The 22,289-nt window shown below is 42.6% G+C and carries 16 protein-coding genes; 13 read left to right on the forward strand and 3 right to left on the reverse strand.

Annotated features, from left to right (window positions below):
• The first annotated feature begins 641 nt into the window (after positions 1-641).
• The 12 genes from DW205_RS11760 to DW205_RS11815 all read left to right on the forward strand — a co-directional run bounded on the left by DW205_RS11760 (position 642) and on the right by DW205_RS11815 (position 15,519).
• Entirely contained in the window at positions 642-1,178 is a 537-nt protein-coding gene (locus DW205_RS11760) for a DUF4255 domain-containing protein (protein WP_005867039.1), read from the forward strand.
• Between the two features lie 90 nt (positions 1,179-1,268).
• Positions 1,269-2,024 carry a hypothetical protein gene (locus DW205_RS11765; protein WP_005867037.1) on the forward strand — a complete coding sequence of 252 codons (756 nt, stop codon included), beginning with the start codon at positions 1,269-1,271 and terminating at the stop codon, positions 2,022-2,024.
• A 19-nt stretch (positions 2,025-2,043) separates the two neighbouring features.
• Complete coding sequence (locus DW205_RS11770; protein ID WP_005867035.1) at positions 2,044-3,552, forward strand: phage tail sheath C-terminal domain-containing protein; 1,509 nt, start codon at positions 2,044-2,046, stop codon at positions 3,550-3,552.
• 37 nt (positions 3,553-3,589) lie between these two features.
• Positions 3,590-4,042 (forward strand): phage tail protein, encoded by a 453-nt coding sequence (locus DW205_RS11775; protein WP_005861441.1) that lies wholly within the window; start codon positions 3,590-3,592, stop codon positions 4,040-4,042.
• Positions 4,042-4,545 (forward strand): phage tail protein, encoded by a 504-nt coding sequence (locus DW205_RS11780; RefSeq protein ID WP_005861439.1) that lies wholly within the window; start codon positions 4,042-4,044, stop codon positions 4,543-4,545. The genes DW205_RS11775 and DW205_RS11780 overlap by 1 nt, the downstream gene beginning before the upstream one ends.
• Before the next feature lie 161 nt (positions 4,546-4,706).
• Positions 4,707-5,363: a hypothetical protein gene (locus DW205_RS11785; RefSeq protein ID WP_005867031.1), complete on the forward strand. Its 657-nt coding sequence runs from the start codon at positions 4,707-4,709 to the stop codon at positions 5,361-5,363.
• Positions 5,364-5,368: 5 nt separating this feature from the next.
• The gene (gene vgrG, locus DW205_RS11790; protein WP_005867030.1) at positions 5,369-7,126 is read left to right on the forward strand and encodes a type VI secretion system tip protein VgrG; all 1,758 of its coding nucleotides are present in this window, start codon (positions 5,369-5,371) and stop codon (positions 7,124-7,126) included.
• A gap of 12 nt (positions 7,127-7,138) precedes the next feature.
• On the forward strand, positions 7,139-7,543 hold the full coding sequence (locus DW205_RS11795) for a GPW/gp25 family protein (RefSeq protein ID WP_005867028.1): 405 nt from the start codon (positions 7,139-7,141) through the stop codon (positions 7,541-7,543).
• Positions 7,540-10,911, forward strand: a complete 3,372-nt coding sequence (locus tag DW205_RS11800; protein WP_005867026.1) for a hypothetical protein — start codon at positions 7,540-7,542, stop codon at positions 10,909-10,911. The genes DW205_RS11795 and DW205_RS11800 overlap by 4 nt, the downstream gene beginning before the upstream one ends.
• A 63-nt stretch (positions 10,912-10,974) precedes the next feature.
• Positions 10,975-11,664: a hypothetical protein gene (locus DW205_RS11805; protein ID WP_226766670.1), complete on the forward strand. Its 690-nt coding sequence runs from the start codon at positions 10,975-10,977 to the stop codon at positions 11,662-11,664.
• Positions 11,665-11,666: 2 nt separating this feature from the next.
• Positions 11,667-13,385: a hypothetical protein gene (locus DW205_RS11810; protein ID WP_005867023.1), complete on the forward strand. Its 1,719-nt coding sequence runs from the start codon at positions 11,667-11,669 to the stop codon at positions 13,383-13,385.
• Positions 13,386-13,395: 10 nt separating this feature from the next.
• Complete coding sequence (locus tag DW205_RS11815; RefSeq protein ID WP_005867020.1) at positions 13,396-15,519, forward strand: hypothetical protein; 2,124 nt, start codon at positions 13,396-13,398, stop codon at positions 15,517-15,519.
• Position 15,520: 1 nt separating this feature from the next.
• On the opposite strand, the gene DW205_RS11820 is transcribed toward DW205_RS11815, so the two are convergent.
• Genes DW205_RS11820 through DW205_RS11830 form a run of 3 tightly spaced genes read right to left on the reverse strand, consistent with a single transcriptional unit; the run spans position 15,521 to position 20,562 of the window.
• Positions 15,521-16,828: an ATP-binding protein gene (locus DW205_RS11820; protein ID WP_005867019.1), complete on the reverse strand. Its 1,308-nt coding sequence runs from the start codon at positions 16,826-16,828 to the stop codon at positions 15,521-15,523.
• A complete protein-coding gene (locus tag DW205_RS11825) occupies positions 16,825-17,412 on the reverse strand; it encodes a DUF4157 domain-containing protein (RefSeq protein ID WP_005867018.1) in 588 nt (195 codons plus the stop codon). Before DW205_RS11825 ends, DW205_RS11820 begins: the two co-directional genes overlap by 4 nt.
• Positions 17,413-17,433: 21 nt before the next feature.
• Complete coding sequence (locus DW205_RS11830; protein WP_005867017.1) at positions 17,434-20,562, reverse strand: contractile injection system tape measure protein; 3,129 nt, start codon at positions 20,560-20,562, stop codon at positions 17,434-17,436.
• 409 nt (positions 20,563-20,971) lie between these two features.
• Between DW205_RS11830 and DW205_RS11835 the strand changes: the two genes are divergently transcribed.
• A complete protein-coding gene (locus DW205_RS11835; protein ID WP_005867016.1) occupies positions 20,972-22,264 on the forward strand; it encodes a DUF1080 domain-containing protein in 1,293 nt (430 codons plus the stop codon).
• The last annotated feature ends 25 nt before the right edge of the window (positions 22,265-22,289 follow it).

The raw sequence follows: 22,289 nt of genomic DNA on the forward strand, positions 1-22,289 counted from the left end.
TGGACCGGCGTTCTCTCTCGAATGCGGGTGCAAAAGTAGTGCTATAAAACATAACTACCAAACATTTTCAGTATTATTTTTCAAGTTTTTTTTCAAGACTTAACAAGTTATATAATGTACGTGTGATAAAGCCATACTACTCGATTCTCACCCTATTGGAGACATCCTGTTATAGAGACATAGCATGCCGCACTTCTACATGGAGGTATATTATGATTTATTGAGTGGCGATGTGATAATTTTCCATACAATAAGTGCGTGAATGATACAAAAATATAAATCACTGAACATTAACAGTTTAAAAACACGATTATGTTTTACCGGAAAGTCGTACATGTTTATGAGAAAAGTCGTACGTGTTTTCGAAAAAAGTCGTACGTGTTTTTCCGAAGTCACATAATAGAAAATAAGAGTAGATAAAAAATACACAATAAGCATAGCCCAATCTCAGGATCAACTTTTCTTTCAATCTTTTTCAGGAAACCGCCAAGACGTAATTATCTATGATAATCAAAAAACGATTTTAATTCTTATCACGAATCGAAACGAAGGTAATTTGCTAGAAAGAATTCAGACAATGAAATTATAAAGCAGAAAAACAAATTTATTCCTTACCTTTAGCACAAATAAAGCAAAAGACCATGATACACGTATTAATAAACACACTCGCAGAGAAAATGAACGAATTTCTTTCCAGCTATTATGAACGGGCAGAAATTATAGTGGAAGCCGGAAGTATTGATGCGACTCCAAATGAGGATCAATCGGATAAAATCATACTTTCTATCGTGAATATAGAGCGAGAGACAGCAATGGGAATCTCTGCCCCCTATAGGAACACAAAAAATAACACATTCCAACAAACATCTCCACCATGGTACTTGAATATATATATTATGGTTGCCGCTGTTTTTTCATCTAAAAGATACTTAGAATCTATACAAATATTATCGGATTCAATCTCCTTCTTACAACAAAATTCCATTCTTAAATTACCAGACCAAGGTACCATAACGCTCGAGCCCGTAACAATTAGTATACAAGAGCTCAGCAATATATGGAGTATATTAGGAGGGCATTATTATCCATCAATCCTATGTAAAGCACGAATCATATCTTTTGACGGAACAGAAATCAAGGATATAAAACAACGAATATCAAGTCAAAAAATAAATTAGAAATAATGTTATCAAACATATAGCATTTAATATCATGCCATATTCTTTTTATCTACTTTTGGAATATTATAACGATAAAACAAACCAATGATGAAATTTGACTTTTTAATTAACATTATATTTAGCCATGAATATTATAATGAATGTATTCCTTCTGAAATCTTCGAAATAGAACCCAGGAGAACGAATAGAGTCGTATTAGGAGGACCTAAATATCCTTTTAGGCAAACGGGTCGAAATCAATATGCACTAATTGGAGATCGAGAAGAGCTTCTTGATCACCTTTCAACCTCCCCGGATGGTCTCAACCTTGAGTTTCAAGCACATTCAAAAGATCCGAATTTTTTACTGTATACACAATCCCTGCTACCGGAAGAGCTAAATGATTCAGATATACAATTAAGTGTTATCGATAACCGACTGAATCGGCTCAATGTGATCATTCATGTTACCAAAGAATTATTAAAAACGAAATGCCCAATACAGAAAGAAATCCATTATCACACAAAAGAAGCCTATTGGGATTTTATCTTGATACCTCGTAATCCAGAAAATGCGTCAATGGATATTTTTATGGAGGATAATGGACCGGAAAATATTAGCTTCAAGAATCCCGAGCAAATCCGTTTCATGGATAAGGACGTTTTTCGTATCAGCACAGAATATCCGATAAAGATTAAGGAAGAGTCTTATTACCAAAGAAGATCAGATATCACGATTTACGAGAAAAGAGAATATGCTAAAAGAATGCTATTAAGGCATGTTCCTGTTCCCTCTTTGGGACGTTTTCTTATAAAGGAATTACAATCTACCGAGAATTCTATTATACAAATTCTTTATATCTAAATCCTTAAAAAAATAACGTATGGCACAAATGAAAACCCCTGGCGTTTATATCATAGAGAAAAACGCTTTTCCTAATTCAGTCGTAGAAGTCGCTACCGCCATCCCTGCCTTTATCGGGCATACCCAATTCGCACGGGACGGTAACAAGGATTTGACCGGTATCCCTTTCCGTATATCTTCTATGGCTGAGTTCCATTCGTTCTTCGGTTTCGCTCCCACCTTGCGATTCGGAATTCGTCCGGAAGATTCCGAGAGTGAGGACACCACCAATGACATAAACGTATTATTCCCCGACGGAAGTTGCCAGCTTACTTTGCCAAAAACGTTCTATGCTTTATATTATAATATGTTGTTGTTCTACGCTAACGGTGGAGGACCGTGCTATATCGTCTCCGTAGGAGATTATGAGCATGACTTTAAAAGCATAGACTTTACAAATGCGCTCTTAGCCTTAAAAAAAGAACAGGAGCCCACGTTGGTCGTCGTTCCGGAAGCCGTATATATGGAGGAAGGCGATTGTTACAAAGTTCAAACTGCCGCTTTGATGCACTGTGGTAACGATATGAAAAATCGCTTTGCCATATTAGATGTTTTCAACGGATACAAAGATGAAAACGGTGCGGTTATCAAAAGTTTCCGGGAAAATATAGGTAGCAATTTCCTTGCGTACTGTGCCTCCTATTATCCATGGATAAATACATCTATCGTCACCGAGAAAGATATCACTTTTTATAATATAGAAAAGGATAGTTTAGAGAAATTGGAGGAACTGATCTTGAACGAATTCTCAAAGAAGTCCGGTGTAACGAATGAGGCTGTCAATGAACTTATGGACAAGTTCAAGCTTTTGCTTACCATGAAAGAGGACGAGGCGGAACGTTTCCATACCTTATTATACCAAGTCAGTTCCGTATACCGCTCCATTTTGAGAGAGATTCGCTTGAGGATCAATTTACTTCCGCCTTCAGCTTCGATGGCCGGTCTTTATACTATGGTAGATAACACCCGGGGAGTATGGAAAGCCCCTGCGAATATTTCCATCAATAACGTAGTCACACCCGCACTCTCGATCACAAATGCCGAGCAAGAAGATCTGAACGTACCGATGAACGGAAAAGCCGTAAACGCAATCCGTAGCTTCCCCGGTGAAGGAATCAAGGTTTGGGGTGCCCGCACGATGGATGGTAACTCGTTAGACTGGCGTTATATTAACGTAAGACGTACGATGATCTTCCTAGAGGAATCAATCAAGAACGCCGCCCGTGCCTATGTATTCGAACCGAATGTAGCAAATACATGGGTAAATATGCGTAGTATGATAGACGGATTCTTACGGGGCGTATGGAAACGAGGTGGATTAGCAGGAACTTCCCCCGAAGACGCATATAGCATTCATATCGGATTGGGAGACACGATGACTCCCGAGGATATTCTGGAAGGTATCCTCAGGATATCTGTATTCGTGGCTATTACCAGACCTGCGGAATTTATCGAGATCACATTCCAACAACAAATGCAAAAAAGCTGATAATTTAAGAATTAAAACCTATTAAAGAAATACGAATATGGCAGGAGAAGCACAAGATAATGTATGGCCGTTACCCAGTTTTTATTTTAAGGTAGAATTAGGTAGCCTCGGGGAAATCGCTTTTAAAGAGGTATCTGGTCTGGATATGGAAGCCCAAGTAATTGAGTACCGACATGGTAATAGCCCGGTTTTCTCAAATATCAAGATGCCGGGACTGAAGAAGACGAGCAATGTCAGTCTAAAGAAAGGGGTTTTCAAAGCGGATAACAAATTATTCGATTGGTTTAACAAGATAAAAATGAACACAATACAGCGAGAAGATGTAACAATCAGCTTACTGGATGAAGCAGGAAGCCCTACGATGGTTTGGAAATTATCGAACGCATGGCCGACTAAGGTTACCGGTGTCAGCTTAAAATCCGATGGAAACGAGGCCGCCATCGAAACCTTAGATTTAGCGCATGAAGGATTGACCATAGAAAACGCTTAATGCTAAGGTTTGATCATATTGTCCCTCCTCCGGTAGCGTTTTATTTCAACGTGACTTTCGAAGGATTGATCGAGACCTCTTTCCAAGAGGTCTCGGGACTACAACTTGAAATGGAGACGGAAACGATTAAAGAAGGGGGAGAAAACAGTTTCAGCTATCAGGTGCCTACCCGACGAAAGCACGGTAACCTTGTGTTGAAACGTTCTTTAATGCCTTTGCCTCATGTGCTAGAGACATATGTGGTTAAAGTATTGGAAAATAATGGAAGTGCCCAGATCGTTCCCGTCAATTTAACTATATCATTGCTGGATGCCGGGCATTTTCCCCTAAATAATTGGTCTGTGCTCAATGCTTACCCTGTAAAATGGGACATTAGCGCATTGAATTCCCAAAAGAATGAGTTGGTGATTGAAACATTGGAGATGGCTTATACTAATTTGATCCGTATGTCGATAAGAGATACAGAAGATACGAAAAAAGAACAATTTAAGCAATGGCTATAACTATAAAAGAAATCCAAGTGTCCGCAAAAGTGACACAACAGAAAAAGGAACCCGACCTCCCTCTCTCCCGTGATTTGATACAACAAATCAAAGAGGAGATAATTCGTGAGGCCAAGAAAGATTTGTCTAACCTTTTTTCTTGTAGAAAGGAGCGATAAAACATGAACCAAAAGTTGATCATCGAGGCATATAAATCAATTGAATACAAAGGTGGCGAGAAATTGGGTAATATCACCGTCCAAATCAATCCGGATAGCTATAAGTTAAGCAAATCTACCTCCTATAAGAAAGACGAAAGCATAAAAGAGGATAAGCAACTACCGGAGTATAAACACACCAACCCCTCCACTCTCTCTTTTGATATACACTTCGATGGTACCGGTATTATCCCGACGGGGAAAAAAACCGTGACAGAAAGGATCAAGGATTTGGAGAATATCATTTTTCTACCTAGCGCGGAGATCGATCCACCCAGCCCTTGCTTCCTTAAAGTAATTTGGGGGAGTCTCATTTTCAAGGGGAGATTAACCAGCCTAAATTGGGATTACACCTTATTCTCGCCCAATGGCAATCCTTTACGAGCTAAAGGCTCCTTGTCACTAACAGAGGCGATTAGTAGTAGAGAGACACAAGCAAAAAAGAAAAATCAAAAAGCTGAGGGTAAATTCGTTACTTTTAAACAAGGAGACAGTCTAATCGGGTTATGCGCAAAAGAATATAAAAATTCTGGTTACGCTCCAATGATTGCCTCCATTAATAACCTAATCAGCTTTAGAGATATAAAACCCGGAACTCAATTATGGTTCCCTAAAATATAATGAATATGGATAATTCATTTATAATCAAACTATTCCTAAATGGTAAAGATGTAACGGAGCAATACTCCGTAATCAATGCAAAAATATACAGAGCATGTAATAAGATCGATAAAGCAACGATCTCCATCAGCGCTGATATTATCGACAACAGCCAATTTGAAATACCAGACAACAAAATATTCAATCCGGGTACGGAGCTTAAGTTTCAAGCGGGTCCAACAGATAAGGTCAGCACCTTATTTGAGGGATGCGTTACAACCCATCAGTTAAAAATCAATAGCGAACAACAAACTCTATTTGTTTTAGAATGTAGGGGGTTCGCATATCCTGCAACCTTTGGACGTAAAAATAATGTATATGAAAATAGTAAAGATGATGCCGTTATCAAGAAGATTCTGGGACAATACGGGCTTTCTGCCAAAGTAGATAGTACCGGTATAGAAATTCCACAACTGGTACAATATTATTGTACAGATTGGGATTTTGTACTCACACGAGCACAAAATAACGGATTAGTCGTTATCACTGACGGTAAACAAGTCAAGGTATGTAAACCGAATGTATCTGCCTCCCCGGTCTTAACCATCACCTATGGAGATAATTTAATCGCTTTCGATGGTTCTATATCCGCTTCCGAGCAATACACAGATACAAAAGCCTGCGCTTGGGACGTGAGCCGTCAACAAATTATCAAAGCCACCGCCAGCAAACCTTCTCTCAATGCCCAAGGCGATATCGCCGCAAAGGATCTATCCGGTCTGGCAAATGAAGTGATGCTTTATCAAACCAACGCTCCCATCGGCGACGCTTCTTTACATGCTTGGGCCGATGCGCAAGCTTTATGGAGCGGTCTGGCACGTTTTCAAGGCTCCATCACAATTTACGGGAATGCGTCTATTATTCCGGGCTGTATTATCAAATTAGAAGGATTAAGCAAACATTATAGTGGAAACGCATTTGTTCAATCAGTAGAACATACACTACAAGGAGGCGAATGGAAGACACAAGTCTATATGGGTTTCAATCCGGTAGTCATTACCGAAGAGCCCGATGTAGTGGCTCCCGCAGCTAGTGGTTTCTTGCCCGGCATACGAGGATTACAAATAGGGATCGTTAAAAAGATCGGAGATAATAAAGATTTCGAGAATTTTATATTAGTCGATATACCCTTGTTACAATGTGAGAAGACGGAGATATGGGCTCGGCCGGTCAGTCCGTACGCAAGCAATGGGGTCGGCATGTTATTTCTACCGGAAGTCGATGATGAGGTAGTCCTGCAATTCATCAATGAGGACCCCTGCCACCCTGTGATTATCGGAAGTTTGTACAGTCGCAAACGAAAAACGCCGGTTTCTTTAGATCCAAAAAATAATTTAAAGACAATTGTTACAAAAAACCAGTTGAAAATTACTTTGGACGATGATAAAAAGATTATCACAATAGGGACTCCCGGAGAGAACACGCTCATATTGGATGATGACAAAAAGCAAATTCTGTTATCCGATGCTAATAAGAACAAGGTCTGTATGGATAAAAACGGAATTATGGTAGAATCCGGCAAAGATCTCATATTTAAGGCAAGAGGGAATGTCAAGACAGAAGGAATGGGTATCGAATCCAAGTCTAAGCAAGATACCAAGATAAATGGCTTGAATATCGAGGTTTCCGCACAAATGGGAGTTAAAGTAAAAGGGTCTGCCACCGCCGAAATATCCGCATCCGGCCAAACCGTTGTAAAAGGAGGCGTTGTAATGATTAATTAAATCGAATGATTTATGCAGAACAAAAATAGTTTTTTAGGTAAAGGATGGGCATTCCCCCCAGAATTCAGCCATAATGATAATCCCACCCGCATGTCTAATTATGAAGAAGACATCCGGCAAAGCTTGATCATCCTTCTCTCCACTCGCACAGGGGAGCGAATACATCGTCCGGATTACGGTACGGAACTATATCGTTATCAGTTTGAACAATTAGATCTTACCATGGAGACCATGATTAAAAGCGCTATCGAGAAAGCTGTTCTCTTATACGAGCCTAGAGTCTCGCTTGATCGCATAGAAATTAATAAGGCTTCGATTCAAGATGGCATTCTGATTATCGAACTTTATTATACGATACGTATGAATAATGTCCAACAAGAATTGACCTATCCTATCTATTTTGATTCTAACCGATGAATAAACAATGGAATAAAGATGGATTGACAAGAAAAAAATTGGAGAATGATTTCCGGATACATGAGCCTTTTCAAGTACTCGAGAAAAATCTCTCCAATTTATTGGCTCGTGCCTTTTCGAAATCATCCTTTTTATATCATTACCAATCCTTAGCCATACTCAATGAGATCAAGCAAACAGATACAATTGGGATCGAACAGAGTTTCATTTTGTGGCAAAATGAGAACTCACCGGAAAGTAACAGAGAAATCACCTATCTAAGAAACGCTCTATACCATAAGTTCTCTGATTGGTATCAAAGATTGAATCATCGGATCTTTAGAGATTCCATGTCCGATTTATTTCTGGATATGGAGAAATATAACCAGAGACTTCAGCTAATAACCCTATCCAATCCTAAAACGGTTCGTAGAAGTCTCTACCTATTATTACGTATCCTCCGTAATTTACAAAACAAACGGGAGATTTACATCCAAGAAATCGCTAAAAGCGGAGAGACCGATCCCTCATTAGCTGTTTTAATCGCTTTCTTGAAAAACTATCAATATCTGGTAGATCAGTTCAATAAACGCTGGGAAGCTTATCCGTTATTTTATGTCAACCAAATATTGAAGGAATCTCCCCAAAAAGCGATTATTCCTTCCGCTTGGTTTATCGCCGTGAAGAATAATACCGCACGGCAAGCCCAGTTACCCAAAGGTACAGGTATTATAACACAGGTACCATTTCCTGCGCAAGATATCCAATTTTGTTATCGTACGGACGAAGATTATTCGGTCAATGACATGAAAATAACGAGTATACATTCGTTACTATTGGAAAAAGATCCGAAAAAATATCCAGCGAGCCGATTAGGCTTCGTTACGTCCATCTGGCAAAAACAGTTGAATGACAGGATCGGAAACGTTCCTTCTAAGAAGCCCAATCTGGACTCAGAGCTAATCTTTGAGAACCAATCCTCTATACAAGCCGGACTGATGATCGAATCTCCCATGTTATTACTTCGGGAAGGACATCGGGATATACATATCACATTCGGATTAGAAGAAGACTCCATATCATATTTCAAAGAATTAATCGCTACCACGGAACAATCTTCCCACGAAACCGGGCGTGTATTAAACGACGCTTTCCTATTGGAGTTAAGCACAGAGAAAGGTTGGGCCCCGATATACACCTACACCTTGACATTCATCAACGAAAACTCCTTTTATCTGAAATTCGTCCTTAATGAGAAATTCGACCCTACAACACCTTGCTCTGAAGCTCATGGTTGCCAAACACGGAACCCAGCGCTCCGTATATTGATGAACACGGATGCTTGGTTATTCCCCTACTCTTGGGTACACCGTATTTTTATTACTAGCTTAAAGATAAAGGTACATGTATCCGGCATGTCATCCTTGAAAATCTATAATCCTCTGGGAGAAGTAGACGCAAGCGTACATTTCCCTTTATTCGGGTTAGAAGCTCAAAAAGGCTCATGGTTCGCATTCGGTAATTATGAGATAGCGATCAAGCCTATCCAATCCATGGGTATTACTTTACAATGGGCGGATCTACCTTATTCGGAAGGAGGTTTCTATGATTTGTATCAAGCATATAAGACACCTATCGATAATACCACCTTCAAAGTTGAATGGGAAAAACTAACAGACCAGAAATGGGTAAAATTACCGGGAAGTACATCTTGTCTCTTCAATACGAAAGACAAGCATACTTCCCCTAGGGGAAAGCTCTCGGAGTACAGCGAGATCGTTTACGACAAACCGTTCAAAAACATTACGGTCTCCACGGAAGAAGAGCAATATCAATATACGAAAACCCAGCAAGGCTTCTTCAGGATTAGACTCACAGATCCGAACGGCGGATTCGGGCAGACGGAGTACCGGATGCTCTTTGCGGATATCATGATAAGAAACAGCCATACCCGTAAACAGACCCCGGTGCCCAAACCTCCTTACAACCCTATGATTGAAAGTATAGGTATCGGTTATAGCGCCGAGGAAGAATACTTTTTCAATGGCGATACCCCAAGAGATAGATGCCGTATCTATCATATCCATCCATTGAGGCAAAAGGAATTACATGAAATCGATCTACGTCATCCGTTCCCAATGGTGGAAGTACCCACAGAAGATGGGATTATTCTATTCGGTATTGGTAACTCGATCGGTAACGACCAGATCCGTTTATTCTTCGAGATGGCTGCCTTGAAACGGGAAATCGGAAAAGAATATCTTCCTTGCGTACAATGGTCTTTCTTCAACGGCAAGCAATGGGAGTTTATCAAACCGGGTAATTTACTTTCCGATACAACCGGGAATCTGTTGAATACAGGTTTGGTAGACGTCCTGCTTCCCTCACCTATTAGCGAGGAAATGCTAGACATAAATGGAGATTTCTGGCTTTCGGCAAAAGTATCTTGCCACACGCAAAATTGTTCATCCATACGAAATGTCTATCTAAACCCAGTGAAAGCCCGGTTAGAAATCCCCGAAGAAATGGAAGCCCTGATCAGTGAGGAACTCGAAAGCTTCACGGGACTCGTTTCTTTCGAGAAAAGTATGCCGGGACTTACGGATATTTACCAGATCATACCCGCTAAAGGAGGACGTTCGCCGGAAACGCCAGAGGATATGCGGCTCCGGATCACCCAAGAGATGTCCCATCGGAACCGGGCTGTATTGCCTAGGGATTACGAGCAAATAACATTGGCTCAGTTCCCCGAAGTCGAAAAAGTACTTTGCTTGCCCGGAATAGACAGTAAAGCTCAAAACAGGAGCCCGATCGTAACATTGGTCGTGATGCAAAAGGAGAAAGATAAAAAGATCTTGCCTTTATGCGAACATAGGCTACTCATGCGAATCGAAGATTATATAGGTGACAAAGCAAGTCCGTTCATTACCGTTGACGCTATCACTCCGGTCTACGAGGAAGTAACCGTTTGCTGTAACCTCCGGATAAAGCCCGGATATCCCGTAGGAGATATACTCCGCCAGACAGAGGCACGCATTAATAATTGTATCGCGCCTTGGCGAGATAAGGAAGAGATCCCGGTATTTGGGCTTTCGTTCTCATCGACAGATCTTTATAACTCCATACGAGAGTGTGAAGCCATCGTGGACATTGATATATTAAGCGTAGCGCATGTCGTATATACGGCAAAAGACCAACAAAAGAGCTATTATCTAAACCGCTACCCGGAAGAGGCAAGGCAAAATTTCAACGTTAGCCCTTCCCAACCTTGGTGCATATTAGTTCCTTCTGATAGGCATTTGCTATATATTGACCAAAAAGACGAACTACTGGAACAACTCGGACTCGGATATTTAGGAGTTGGAAGTAATTTTATTATTAACAAATAAAACAAACCGGATATGCCTCGTACAAACAGAAATACACTAAAAGAATACTTTAAGCGCGGAAGTATGCCCAACCAAAAGCATTTCTACGAATTAATCGATTCCATGGTCAATATTTCCGACGACGGGATCGATAAAAATCCGGATGATGGCTTACGGTTAGCTCCTTCCAAGGAAAACAGTCCCGTCATCAGCTTATTCACGAACATACAAGACAATATTCCAGAGTGGAAAATATACCTAGGTAACAATAGCCAACTCCATATCATACGTCAAGGGCAAGATGAACCGATACTATCGCTTCATCCAAACGGTCGCATCGAGATGAACCAACCCGGTATGGATATACGTATCAACGGCAGTCTTTCCGCAACCCGCTTCGACGGTGCGATACGGGGTAAATTTCCCGCAGATGGCGAATGGCATACCCTGCAAATACCAACGGAAGGATGTCGTGCCTACCGCATCATGGCTGGATGCGGTAAGTTAAAAAGCGGACAATACGCATTAGTGGAAGCCACGGCTATCCATTGTTACGGAAAACATCGAAAAATCCGTACGAATCAATCCTGGTTCGGTTCCTTTTTTAACAAGATCAAATTCCGTTGGTACGGCCCCGGACAAAAATGCAAGTTGCAAATACGTAGCGGACGGGATTATGGAGACAACATCTTTGTTTGTTTCCAGATAACCGATTTATGGAAAGATTACCGGATGGACGCCTCCGACCGGAGAAACACCTTTAATCAAGAATAGCCATGGATGATCTGCCCAACCTGCAAGAGCTAAAAAAGGAGGAATCCATATTCGATAGCCTCCAAAAGAATGCCTTGGAAACAATCCGGGAGCTTTCAGGGCAACTGTGGACAGACCATGCCCCGCACGACCCGGGAATCACGACTCTGGACATCTTAAATTACGCCTTAAGCGAATTGGATTACCAAATGAGTTTCCCATTAGAACAATATCTCACCGGATCGGATAATCGTTTCAATCCGGAGGATTACGGCTTGTTCAGGCCTGAACGGGTTTCCGGGATGGCCCCTGTGACACCCAAAGATTACCGAGACCATTTTTTAGATCAATTAGATAACACTGACTTCTTAGTTAACTTATCGGACATACAAATCCATCCCTATAGATCCAATGATCAGATCTGTCACGGATGGTTCGACATATTTATAGAACTCTCGTCCTTTATCTCAGAAGATCAACACAAACAGGAAGAAAAGAAAATCAAGGAAAAGATTAAGAAACTATATCACGCAAACCGGAATTTAGGTGAACACCTACACGCAATCCATTTCGTAAGAAGGAAACCTTTATTACTCATTGGAAATATCGATATAGACGGTAGCATCTCTCCGGAAAAAACCTTGATCGCCATTTATACGGAGGCGATTCAATTATTCGCACCGGGAAGTCATTATACAGGTAGCGCACTTCCCATATACAAGCTTTTCAAAGGGATCAAGCAGATACAAGGGGTTTTATCGATACACTCTTTGGAATTTCAAGGTTTTGAAGAGGGTGAATACGCCTATACATTGGCATTATCTTCCCCTGAGCAAATCAAGATACGACTTTACCAAAACCAACAAGCGGTAGAGATTAATGCCACAAAAGTATTGAATCGTTTGCATTCGCGGAATAATATCAACCATGCAATACGAGAACAGAAAAAACAAGCCAAATCGATCCTCATGGACAGTCGCCATATCCATCTGAATGATTATAGCGTCACAAATGATTTCCCGATTTGCTACAAGGACTCGTTTACCGATTCATTCAAGGCATATCTTTCTATATTCGACCATCTCTTTTCGGAGGGACATGAAGAAATGAATCATCTAAAAGATTGGATGGCCTTAAATATGGAAACACCCGGTTCCGCTTCTATGGAACAAAACAAAGATCTGCTATTGGATACGTTGGATAAAATCTACGGAGAAAATAGCAACCTGCCTTTTCTCCGCTACTCCCATAAAGAGATAAACCGTCAACGAAGAGTCCGGTTCCTGCGACAACTACCGGAACTTATCCGGGACCGGTATCTGGGCTGTAATCTATTCGACGCAGACTCCCTTTCCGGATTGGAAAGATATCTCTATTCCATACTCGGATGGGAAGATGCGGAAGAGCAAATTTTCATTCTGGAAAACATACTCCTGCATTCACCGGAGGCGACTGATCATCCAGTCCCCTCCCGGGAATTTACCTTAACGGCAATCCTCTCGCAAACAGAACGTACGCGGCAACGGCCGGATTTTCAGCTTCGTCTTGAAGAATTCTTGAGAGAGAAGATACCGGCACATCTACGATTCACGGTTCATTGGCTTCCTCCGAAAGAGCTAGCCCTATTTGTCAAGGACTATAAGGCATGGAGAAAAGCTTGGGCCGATAATGACGACAAAGAGATTGGCCGCACTGGAGAAGTCTTAAAGAATAATCTGATACGAATAAATATCGAACTTTAAATTTACCCTTATGTCAACCAGATATCGAACTACCTACCACGGCATTTTATTGGGCTTATTGCTTCATGTAATCATGGCACAAGCCGTTAACGCCCAAAGAAGTCTCTCGGAGCGATTGGATTATTTCCGGAGTTTAGGAGAGCGGAACGAGTTAGAACTGGAAGAGATTCGTACCCCGATCGTCTCTTACCAGACTCTTATGGACTCGATCACCCAGCGTATCTTAACGGAACAATGCGGTTATATCGTTTATCCCGCTGAATTGGGGAATGCTTTCACTTTCGTAACAAACCCGGACGCAACCCAAGCGATCTCACGTTTGGGTTATTTACAGTCCCCAAGTTCCTTATTACCCGATCATGTAGAGCAATGCGCATATACACCTTGGCTGTTCGGAAACGAGTTATTAACCGCATCCAAGAATAAAGCCAATGCGGATCCTCTCTGCCGCTTCTTCGATGAAAAGCTTGGCCCAGTCAAAGTAACGCAAGCTTTGTGGTATTATTTCAATAAAAGAGAACCGGAAAAGATCTTGCCTCCCCCTACCGTCGAGAATATGTATTTCTTCAAAGGTAAAACCGGAGATCTGGATAATATGCAATCGTTGCTCAACTCCGATAAACAAGGCTATATCATTTGTCCCGTATGGACAGAAGATGTTACAGGTGTTCTGGACAACCCGGACGAGAATCCTTCTATCAGAGGAAGCGGAACGATTGAGTTTTTCATCAAGGAAGCCCCTCTTTCCATCGCTCTCAACATTACGCCCTGGGAAGAAGACGCCATCGGATACAGGGAAACCGGCTTCATCCCATTCGTCTACGACACCACTTACACGCAGGCCGTAAAGAACTGGTTGCTATCCGTGCGTGAACTGCGCCCCTACACGGTTCGTACGTTCTTCTGTTATTTCGATAAACGTAGCAAAGAAGAGATCGCCGCACAAAAGAAAAAGGGAAATTGCAGTATTCCCGTATTCAAGGTAGATGGCGCATCATCGGAAACCGAACGCCTATCCGAACGTCTAAGCCAATACAACCAACGAGCTTTTCCGATCGTACCGTATTGGCTGCAATCCGTATATGAGCAATTACCGGCAAACCTTATCCGGAAATTCAGCCGAATGGAATATCTAGGGTATGTAGTGGATACAGAAAGCAGGCAACCTAGCCAAGTAAGCGACTGGCAACAACAGGAGTGCTTGATAGATATGCCCGTTTATTCGGATACACCCGTCGATTTACTAGTCCTATTCCGAAACTCAAAAGCGACGAATGATTTCTTAAGATCGAAAGAATCCCAGATGGCTCTTTTAAATAACTTATTCACAAAGGGTACCGGTACGATCAACCGAAACCCGTCTCTCCGGAAACTCAACGGATTGACTCTTTACTTCCCTGATTTCGATTTTAAGCTGGAGAACCGGAGAGAGCTTGTACAATTCGTGAAGTCCACCAGTTTCGTAATTGATTCCTTTTGCGTGGAGGGTAATAAAATATATAGAAACTACGATTTAAATGTCATATTCCCTATCAAGGAGAAAAAGCATATCGGTTATCTATCCATTCTATTGAAATACCAATTGGTAGACCGCCTTTGTTTTGTCGATTACGATGAAATGGGCGTTCCTGTAACTACTTGCGAAAATCGAGAGAATAAGCAAGAACCAGTACTCAAGATGGTCATGTATGAGGAAGAATGCGAGGTATCCTTACTAGATAATCTTTTCAACTCTTTATTCTATTTGCTAAATCCTTTTCCGCAAGGCGAGCAACTCACCAGTTGCTCCGATGATCTGGCGCAACTGGCAAATACGGAATTCTCCAACCCGATGCTTATTTATTTCGTATTGGGTGATATATTCCTATTTCTCATACTATTAATCCTAATCACCCTGTATATGACATCCAGTAAGTTCTACATGTTGGCACAACATTATAAGCGATATGTCTTGCCTCTATTACTGGTATTCATATCCGAGATCGTATTGGTTTTATACCTAATCACCAATATCGTATCCTCGCGGGAAACTTTCGACATATGGACCCAAATGATACTGTTGGCGCTCCCACTCTTCTTTTTTCTCTTAATCATCGTACCGATCGGGCACCGGGAAAGAGAGCCGTTGCCTTAAATCACCACCGGCCCTCTTTATTCAATTCCCGGCGGATCGCCATAGATAAGATATCGGAATCTAGCCGGGGGGTGTCTTGCTTTAGCAACCGAAGGGCACAACGCCTGATCACATTCGAAATGGAGCCACCCGATAACTCATAAGTAGCTGCCATACGGATCATTTTGTCCGCATCCGCAGGTAGCCAAGAAGAGGGAAGCATTCTACGCCATAATTCCTCACGTAAGTCTTGATCCGGCATCGGGAAATAGATAATAGACTGGAAACGACGGGAGAAAGCTTCATCAATATTACTCTTTAAGTTTGTGGCCAAAACAACGGTTCCCGGGAAATCCTCGATCCGTTGCAGCAAATAAGCGATCTCTTGATTCGAATGGCGATCATTAGAAGTGTTCGTCGAGGTTCGTTTACCGAATAAGGCATCCGCCTCATCGAAAAAGAGAATCCAATTCCGGTTTTCCGCTTGGTCGAATACATTCGCAAGGTTCTTTTCAGTCTCGCCGATATATTTGGAGACAATCATGGAAAGATCGATACGATATACATCCATCCCGTTCTTCTTGCCGATCAAGGTCGCGCAAAGCGTCTTACCCGTTCCCGGCGGGCCATAAAACAAAGTGCGGTAACCGGCCTTCAAAAAACGACTCAATCCCCAGTCCGAAAGGATGACCCGATGACCCGTAATCCAATTATTTATCTCCTCCAACTCCTCACGCACATAATAAGGCAATACGGCATCTTCCCAATTCAAAGCCGTACTAATCCGTTTGGCCGGAAAACCCATATTATAGTCCGGCTTATATTCTCCCTCAAAAGATAAACGGTACAAGAAATCCTCCGATATACGCAGTTGTCCGCTCAAGAACGGTTCACCATTCCCGGCTCCTTCCAAGCCAACAACGTGATACATATGGAACCAATGCTCCTCACGAAATAGACGAACCACTTCCAGACGGCGTTCCACACGATCGCCCGCCAACAGGAAAACGGCCGTCTCGCCCGTTGGCAAGAATCCTCCGTGCGATAGTCCTTTCCAACCGCCAAATTCCGTATAAGGACGGTCAAAATTCTTATTATGCACAAAGAAAATATCCAACACCTGCGGAGAAAGATGAGGCATTAAGGCCAACATCAACACCATCCACTCATCGAAAGTAGGATCAACCTGTTCCGGCAACAACGCCTTCCAAAGCGGTCCTGCCTTCGGGAGTGGGATATCATAGACGGAAGATAAATCGCACTCCTGCCGGAAATACAAACGAATAGAGACATCCAATACCCGCTGGAACCAATCGATCCACTCGTTCATAAGACAGAAGCAGCTTTAGCGCCCATCACATCCGCCTCGTGTTCCAAGGATAAATCATCGTTAACGGCCATTCCACCTACCTCGGTAGTAGGCTGCACACGTCCCTCGGCTTGCTGGATGACGTGTGTCAACTCATGTCCCAATAGCTGCTGTCCGGCAGACGTATCCGGTTTGAATTGTCCCGGGGCGAAATGGATATCCGTACCTTGCGTATATGCCAAAGCCCCAACCTCCGGCGCTTTCGATGAATCCGGATGTACACGTACCGAGGAGAAATCCGTCCCGAAGGAAGACTCCATGCCTTGGATTACATGATCCGGAATCCCTGTCTGGTTCTTCGTTTGCCGTTGGGCCACAAATTTTCCTTGAAGAAGCTCATCCTCATCTTCCACATCCCGCTGAACGGCGAACTTACCTTGCAGCAAATCATCCTCATCCATTGCGTCACGTTGCATAGTTTCCACCATTTTAGCCTGCAAGGCAGATTGTACCCGGTTATCTTCCATCAATTGTGTTGATTCACCTTTACGGTTTTGAAAGACCCGCGAAGGTCCTTCTTGAATCTGTATCCGATCCGCATTCATAATGTTATCTTTTAATGTTATTTACCGCCACTTTACTCTAAGTATTTTTTCCATCCATGGAGTTTTAATGAACCTGAAGTTCCAAGTAATCGAATCTAATAAGACGTCAAAAGCTCTCTCCTCGACCGTTAGCGTCCAATTATTCTTCTCCATCTTTAACACTCCCTTTCTCCGGATAAAAGTACTTTGAAGACCTTCCCAGCTCGTATTCCTCATCTTATCCCAATTCATAAGTACCGCTTTCTTCAATTGCTCTATCATCTCTAATTCATTCTCAGCTAAATCACACGAGCGAGGAAGCGGTTCCGGACTATCATAGCCCGTCAAGACTTTGTTTAAGAATAATTCTGGCTCCGGGATTTCCTTCTCATCCGTTACAAAACGTTGAGACGCAAAAATGGCCTTCACTTGGCATTCTCTCGATTTAAAGCCACGTCTGTCATCACTCAAGTAGCCTAACCTATGAAAAAGTATTGGCAGATAGACGGCTATGATCGTCAAGCCCGCATTGTTAATAGACACGCCATGATCTTCTAACTGGCCATTCAAAACATCCATATCCATATTATTTTTAAGTTGATATATAAAAACTGACAATTCAGATAAATTAGTTGTATGTCGACATATAAAAGTCTCTATCTTATGTAATTCCTCCTCTGACACAGACTCCCTCAAATGCTGCCAAAAGAGGAACAACAATCCATCTTTGGAGTAATTCCGGTAAACGTTGCCGGAAAGAGCCTGTAACCACCCCAACCAAACGTTCTCTTCCAACCCGAAGTTATTGAGACGAAACAAGCGGATTACCTCCTCGACAAGTAAACGCAAAGCGGGAGTCGCCCCTGTATATAATTCCTCCAATAATTCCATTTTTTTGGAATTGGACGGATAGATAGCGGGAAAAGCAGTACGGATGGGAAGCTCGGGCGCTTTCCCCGGTTTCGTGCCCAGTAAAGCATCCATGGTACGTGTAAACGCATCCATATTCTCCAACATACACTCATGTAATAATAAGCGCAACCGAGCGGCATCTCCAAATGTACGATTCTCTTTTACATTCGTAAGGTATTGGATCAAGGATACCTGATTCGGAAAAGCCAGACCGTATTCACGGATGACAAGCAGTAATAAGGAAGCGAAGATACGAGCGGCCTCTATCGGTTCTTCCACCCTTATTCCGGATGAAGGAATATCCTTCAATTGCCGTAATTGGTCCAGTAAGACTTTCGGGTTCGTCTTCTCCAAGTCCCTCACGTACTCGAATAGATCGCCCAGCGGTTCATCGGCACGGCCCGTGATTATAAATTGCCCGAACCGATAGGCTTTCCTCTCCTCATTCAACCAAACAGAGAATAAAGGCTCGGGAGATTCCTTATCCATATCCTCGTACAGCAGATCTATTATCTCACGTAACTCTTCCGGGACCCATGGATGTTCCCCATGTGTTCCCTCATGGAAATAGGAGATCAGCTCCCGCACCGTGATATTATAATGGGCAGAGAACTGTCCCAACACCGAACGTACGAATTGTTTCCGGCTAAAAGCGGACAATGGTGCGCTAAACAGCACCAGAAAGATAAATTCCCATTTCAACAGCCGGAACTCGTCGCCCACCCTTCCTTCCAAACGCCCTTGCTCTTTCCCCTTATCCAGCGTCTGCGCATACCGGATAATGAAATGGCTTTCCACCGGAACGATTTGCCTAACCACCGAATAGATTTGCTCCTCGCGCAAGGAACGGATAAAGCGACGGCACAAACCGGAATTAGACAACCGATCTTTCAAATCTTCCGGGTAATAAACGGATATATCGGCAGGAGAATCATCGAGAGCATTCAAGTACAAAGCAATGATCAATTCCCGAACGGCTGGATAAGCCGTTAGCAGCCCACTTGCCAAGGTACGGTAAAAATATCCCAATAACTCCATTACCGTCAGATTGTAATGCGCCGCCAATTCCTTTAACACGGAGAAGGCGAACTGATGGCGGGAAAATACGCTTCCCCCCCTACCGAGAATAACCTCGAAGATAAACACCCATTTCAGTATCCTGAAATCATTCCCGGCTTTCCCTTCGAGCATACCCAATTCCTTCTCCTTATCCAACGCTCTCGCATAGTCGATGACAAACGGACTCTCCGCAGGGATCACCTGTTCCACGATCTGGTAAATCTGTTCCTCATTATACCCGGATAAGAAAGTCAAGCTCTTCTCCCGCCGCACGAGCAAAGCCTTCAATTCTTCCAGAGAAAAAAGAGAGAGATTTTTAGTGAATTCCTTTTCCGATAATGTCTCTAGCCGGATATCCTTCAAGAGCGACAATAACTCGGGCATGAACAAGCGGGTAGAGGCGAACTTATCTAAATCATACGTCAGCATCCCCAGTAAATCCACAAAAGAAATGGAATAATAGCCGGATAATTCCCGCAGCGTGTACGTCACCATTTGTTTCCGGTTGAAATAGCCTTGATCCTGAGATAATAAATATCCCCATAGGATTATCCAGATGGCGTTTCTGTAATCATTCTTCCCTATCTCCGGACGCTTCATCTCGGGATAAGAGTCTTGCAAGAAACGGGCATAAGCGTTTATAAACGAGCTTTCCGAGGGTACCACCACATGTACCAAACGTTCTTGATAGATATCATCCAATTGAAAGACCAGACGTTTACGAATGGTAAGCGCCTTTCCCTTCTCACGCAGGAAATGACTTAATTCTATCGAAGATGTTCGTACTAATTTATCCAGAAGCTCCGGTAAGGTGAGTCGCTCCTCTTCCAGCCAAGGCCAATACCCGTGCGACATATAATAGGTAAATACTTCCAGCCAAGATTGCCTGATGGGAACAACTGCTATTCGGTCGGGATGCTCTTCCTTACTTCGCAAATAAGAAGCGAAAGTCTCGTCCAGTCTCTCCGCCAGTCTACGGGGGAATTGCTCATAGAATTCATCTTCTTCTAGCTCACCTAGATCCAAGTCTAAACTCTCGATCCGGATCAACTCATCTTCCGTATCATAACGGCTTAAAATCTCATCCACGATCCCTTCTAAAGAGGTTCGGTTAAAGGTATCCCAACGACCATATAAATCATGAACGAAAGGTTCCCGATCCGCAACTAAATCTAGTTTTAAGGTGCCTATTGTTATCATATGGTTTGCAGGGTATTTCAGTCTTTATTAGATGCATGCAATATCTATATTATTCTTCGATTAAACAAGTATTATCCAGATTCTTTTCCACAAAAACATATAAAAGTTGATTGTGCCAGAATAAAACTTATGCGTACCTATAGGTAAGCCTGATCGGTACCTATTCTATTCTTAAATTATCGCCACTATTTTACAATCAGCGGCGGCATTTGTATATTCAGCGGCTGTGAATATAAATTCAGTGCCGCCAAATTAAGAAATAGAGCTTATTCGACAAAGAATATATAGGCTCTTGGAGAAGTATTTCCTAGGGAGAGAAGCGTTTTTCCTCCAACAGAGAGAGATATCAAAGATATTTACGTAAATTTGCCATTCAGTTACAATTTATCAACCTAAATTCTTTATTTACATGGAATCTGTAATGAAAAAAACAGCCGCCACAAGCTTGTTAGCCTCTTGTGCGGTATCGCTGGCCTTGTTTTCCTCTTGTGCCAGTCAAGAACAAAACACACTTACTCCTGAGGAAATCGCTGACGGATGGGTTCTGCTTTTTGAAGGAAAGACATTGGATGGCTGGAAAGATTACAACGGGACTACATTGACACAGCCTTGGCATGTAGTGGATGGTTGTATACAAGCCAAAGGAGATGGCAGCGACGCTAGTGGCTACATCGTAACCGATAAAGAGTATGAGAACTTCGAGCTTTCTTGGGACTGGAAATTGTCCAAGGGTGGCAATAGCGGTATGTTGTACCATGTGGTAGAGCGTCCCCAATTCGCTGTTCCTTACGTAACGGGGCCGGAGTATCAATTGATCGACGAGCCGAACTTCCCGGACCCATTGGAAGAGTGGCAGAAATTAGGTGTGGATTACGCAATGCATTTGCCGGATAAATCCAAGATGAAGGTGAATCCGCAAGGCGAATGGAACAACTCCAAGATCGTATTCGATAATGGACATGTGGAACATTGGTTGAACGGACAAAAGATCCTAGAGTTCGAGGCATGGACAGACGATTGGCACGCTAAGAAAAATAGCGGTAAATGGGCCAACGCACCGGAATACGGATTGGCGAAAAAAGGTGTGCTTTGTTTGCAAGATCATGGTTATCCCGCATCTTTCCGTAACTTGAAGATCAAGGAACTTCCTCGTAAGACCGGTAAGGAAGTGAACTTGTTCAACGGCGTGGATTTGACGGGATGGGAACCATACGGTACGGAGAAATGGTACGTAAAAGACGGCTTATTGGTTTGCGAAAGCGGTCCCGACAAACAATACGGTTATCTCGCTACCCGTGATTATTACGATGATTTCGATCTGACCGTAGAGTTCAAGCAAGAGGCTGACGGAAACTCCGGCGTATTCATCCGCTCTTTCGTGGAGGAAGGCGTGAAAGTAAACGGCTGGCAGGTAGAAGTAGCTCCGAAGGGTCACGATACAGGTGGTATCTATGAGTCGTACGGACGTGGCTGGTTGGTTCAGATTCCGGATGAGAAAGAGAATATCTTGAAAGAAGGCGATTGGAACACGATGCGTATCAAGGTACAAGGCGACAACGTACAGACTTGGCTGAACGGACAGGAAATGGTAAACTTGAATGACGAGAAGATCGGAGCCGGCAAAGGCCGCATCGCCCTTCAGATTCACGACGGTGGAGGCATCAAGGTTCTTTGGCGAAATTTAAAACTTACGACATTATAATAGAACGAAACTAGATTATAAACCA

The sequence above is a fragment of the Parabacteroides sp. AM17-47 genome (assembly GCF_003434625.1).
GTDB lineage: Bacteria > Bacteroidota > Bacteroidia > Bacteroidales > Tannerellaceae > Parabacteroides > Parabacteroides distasonis.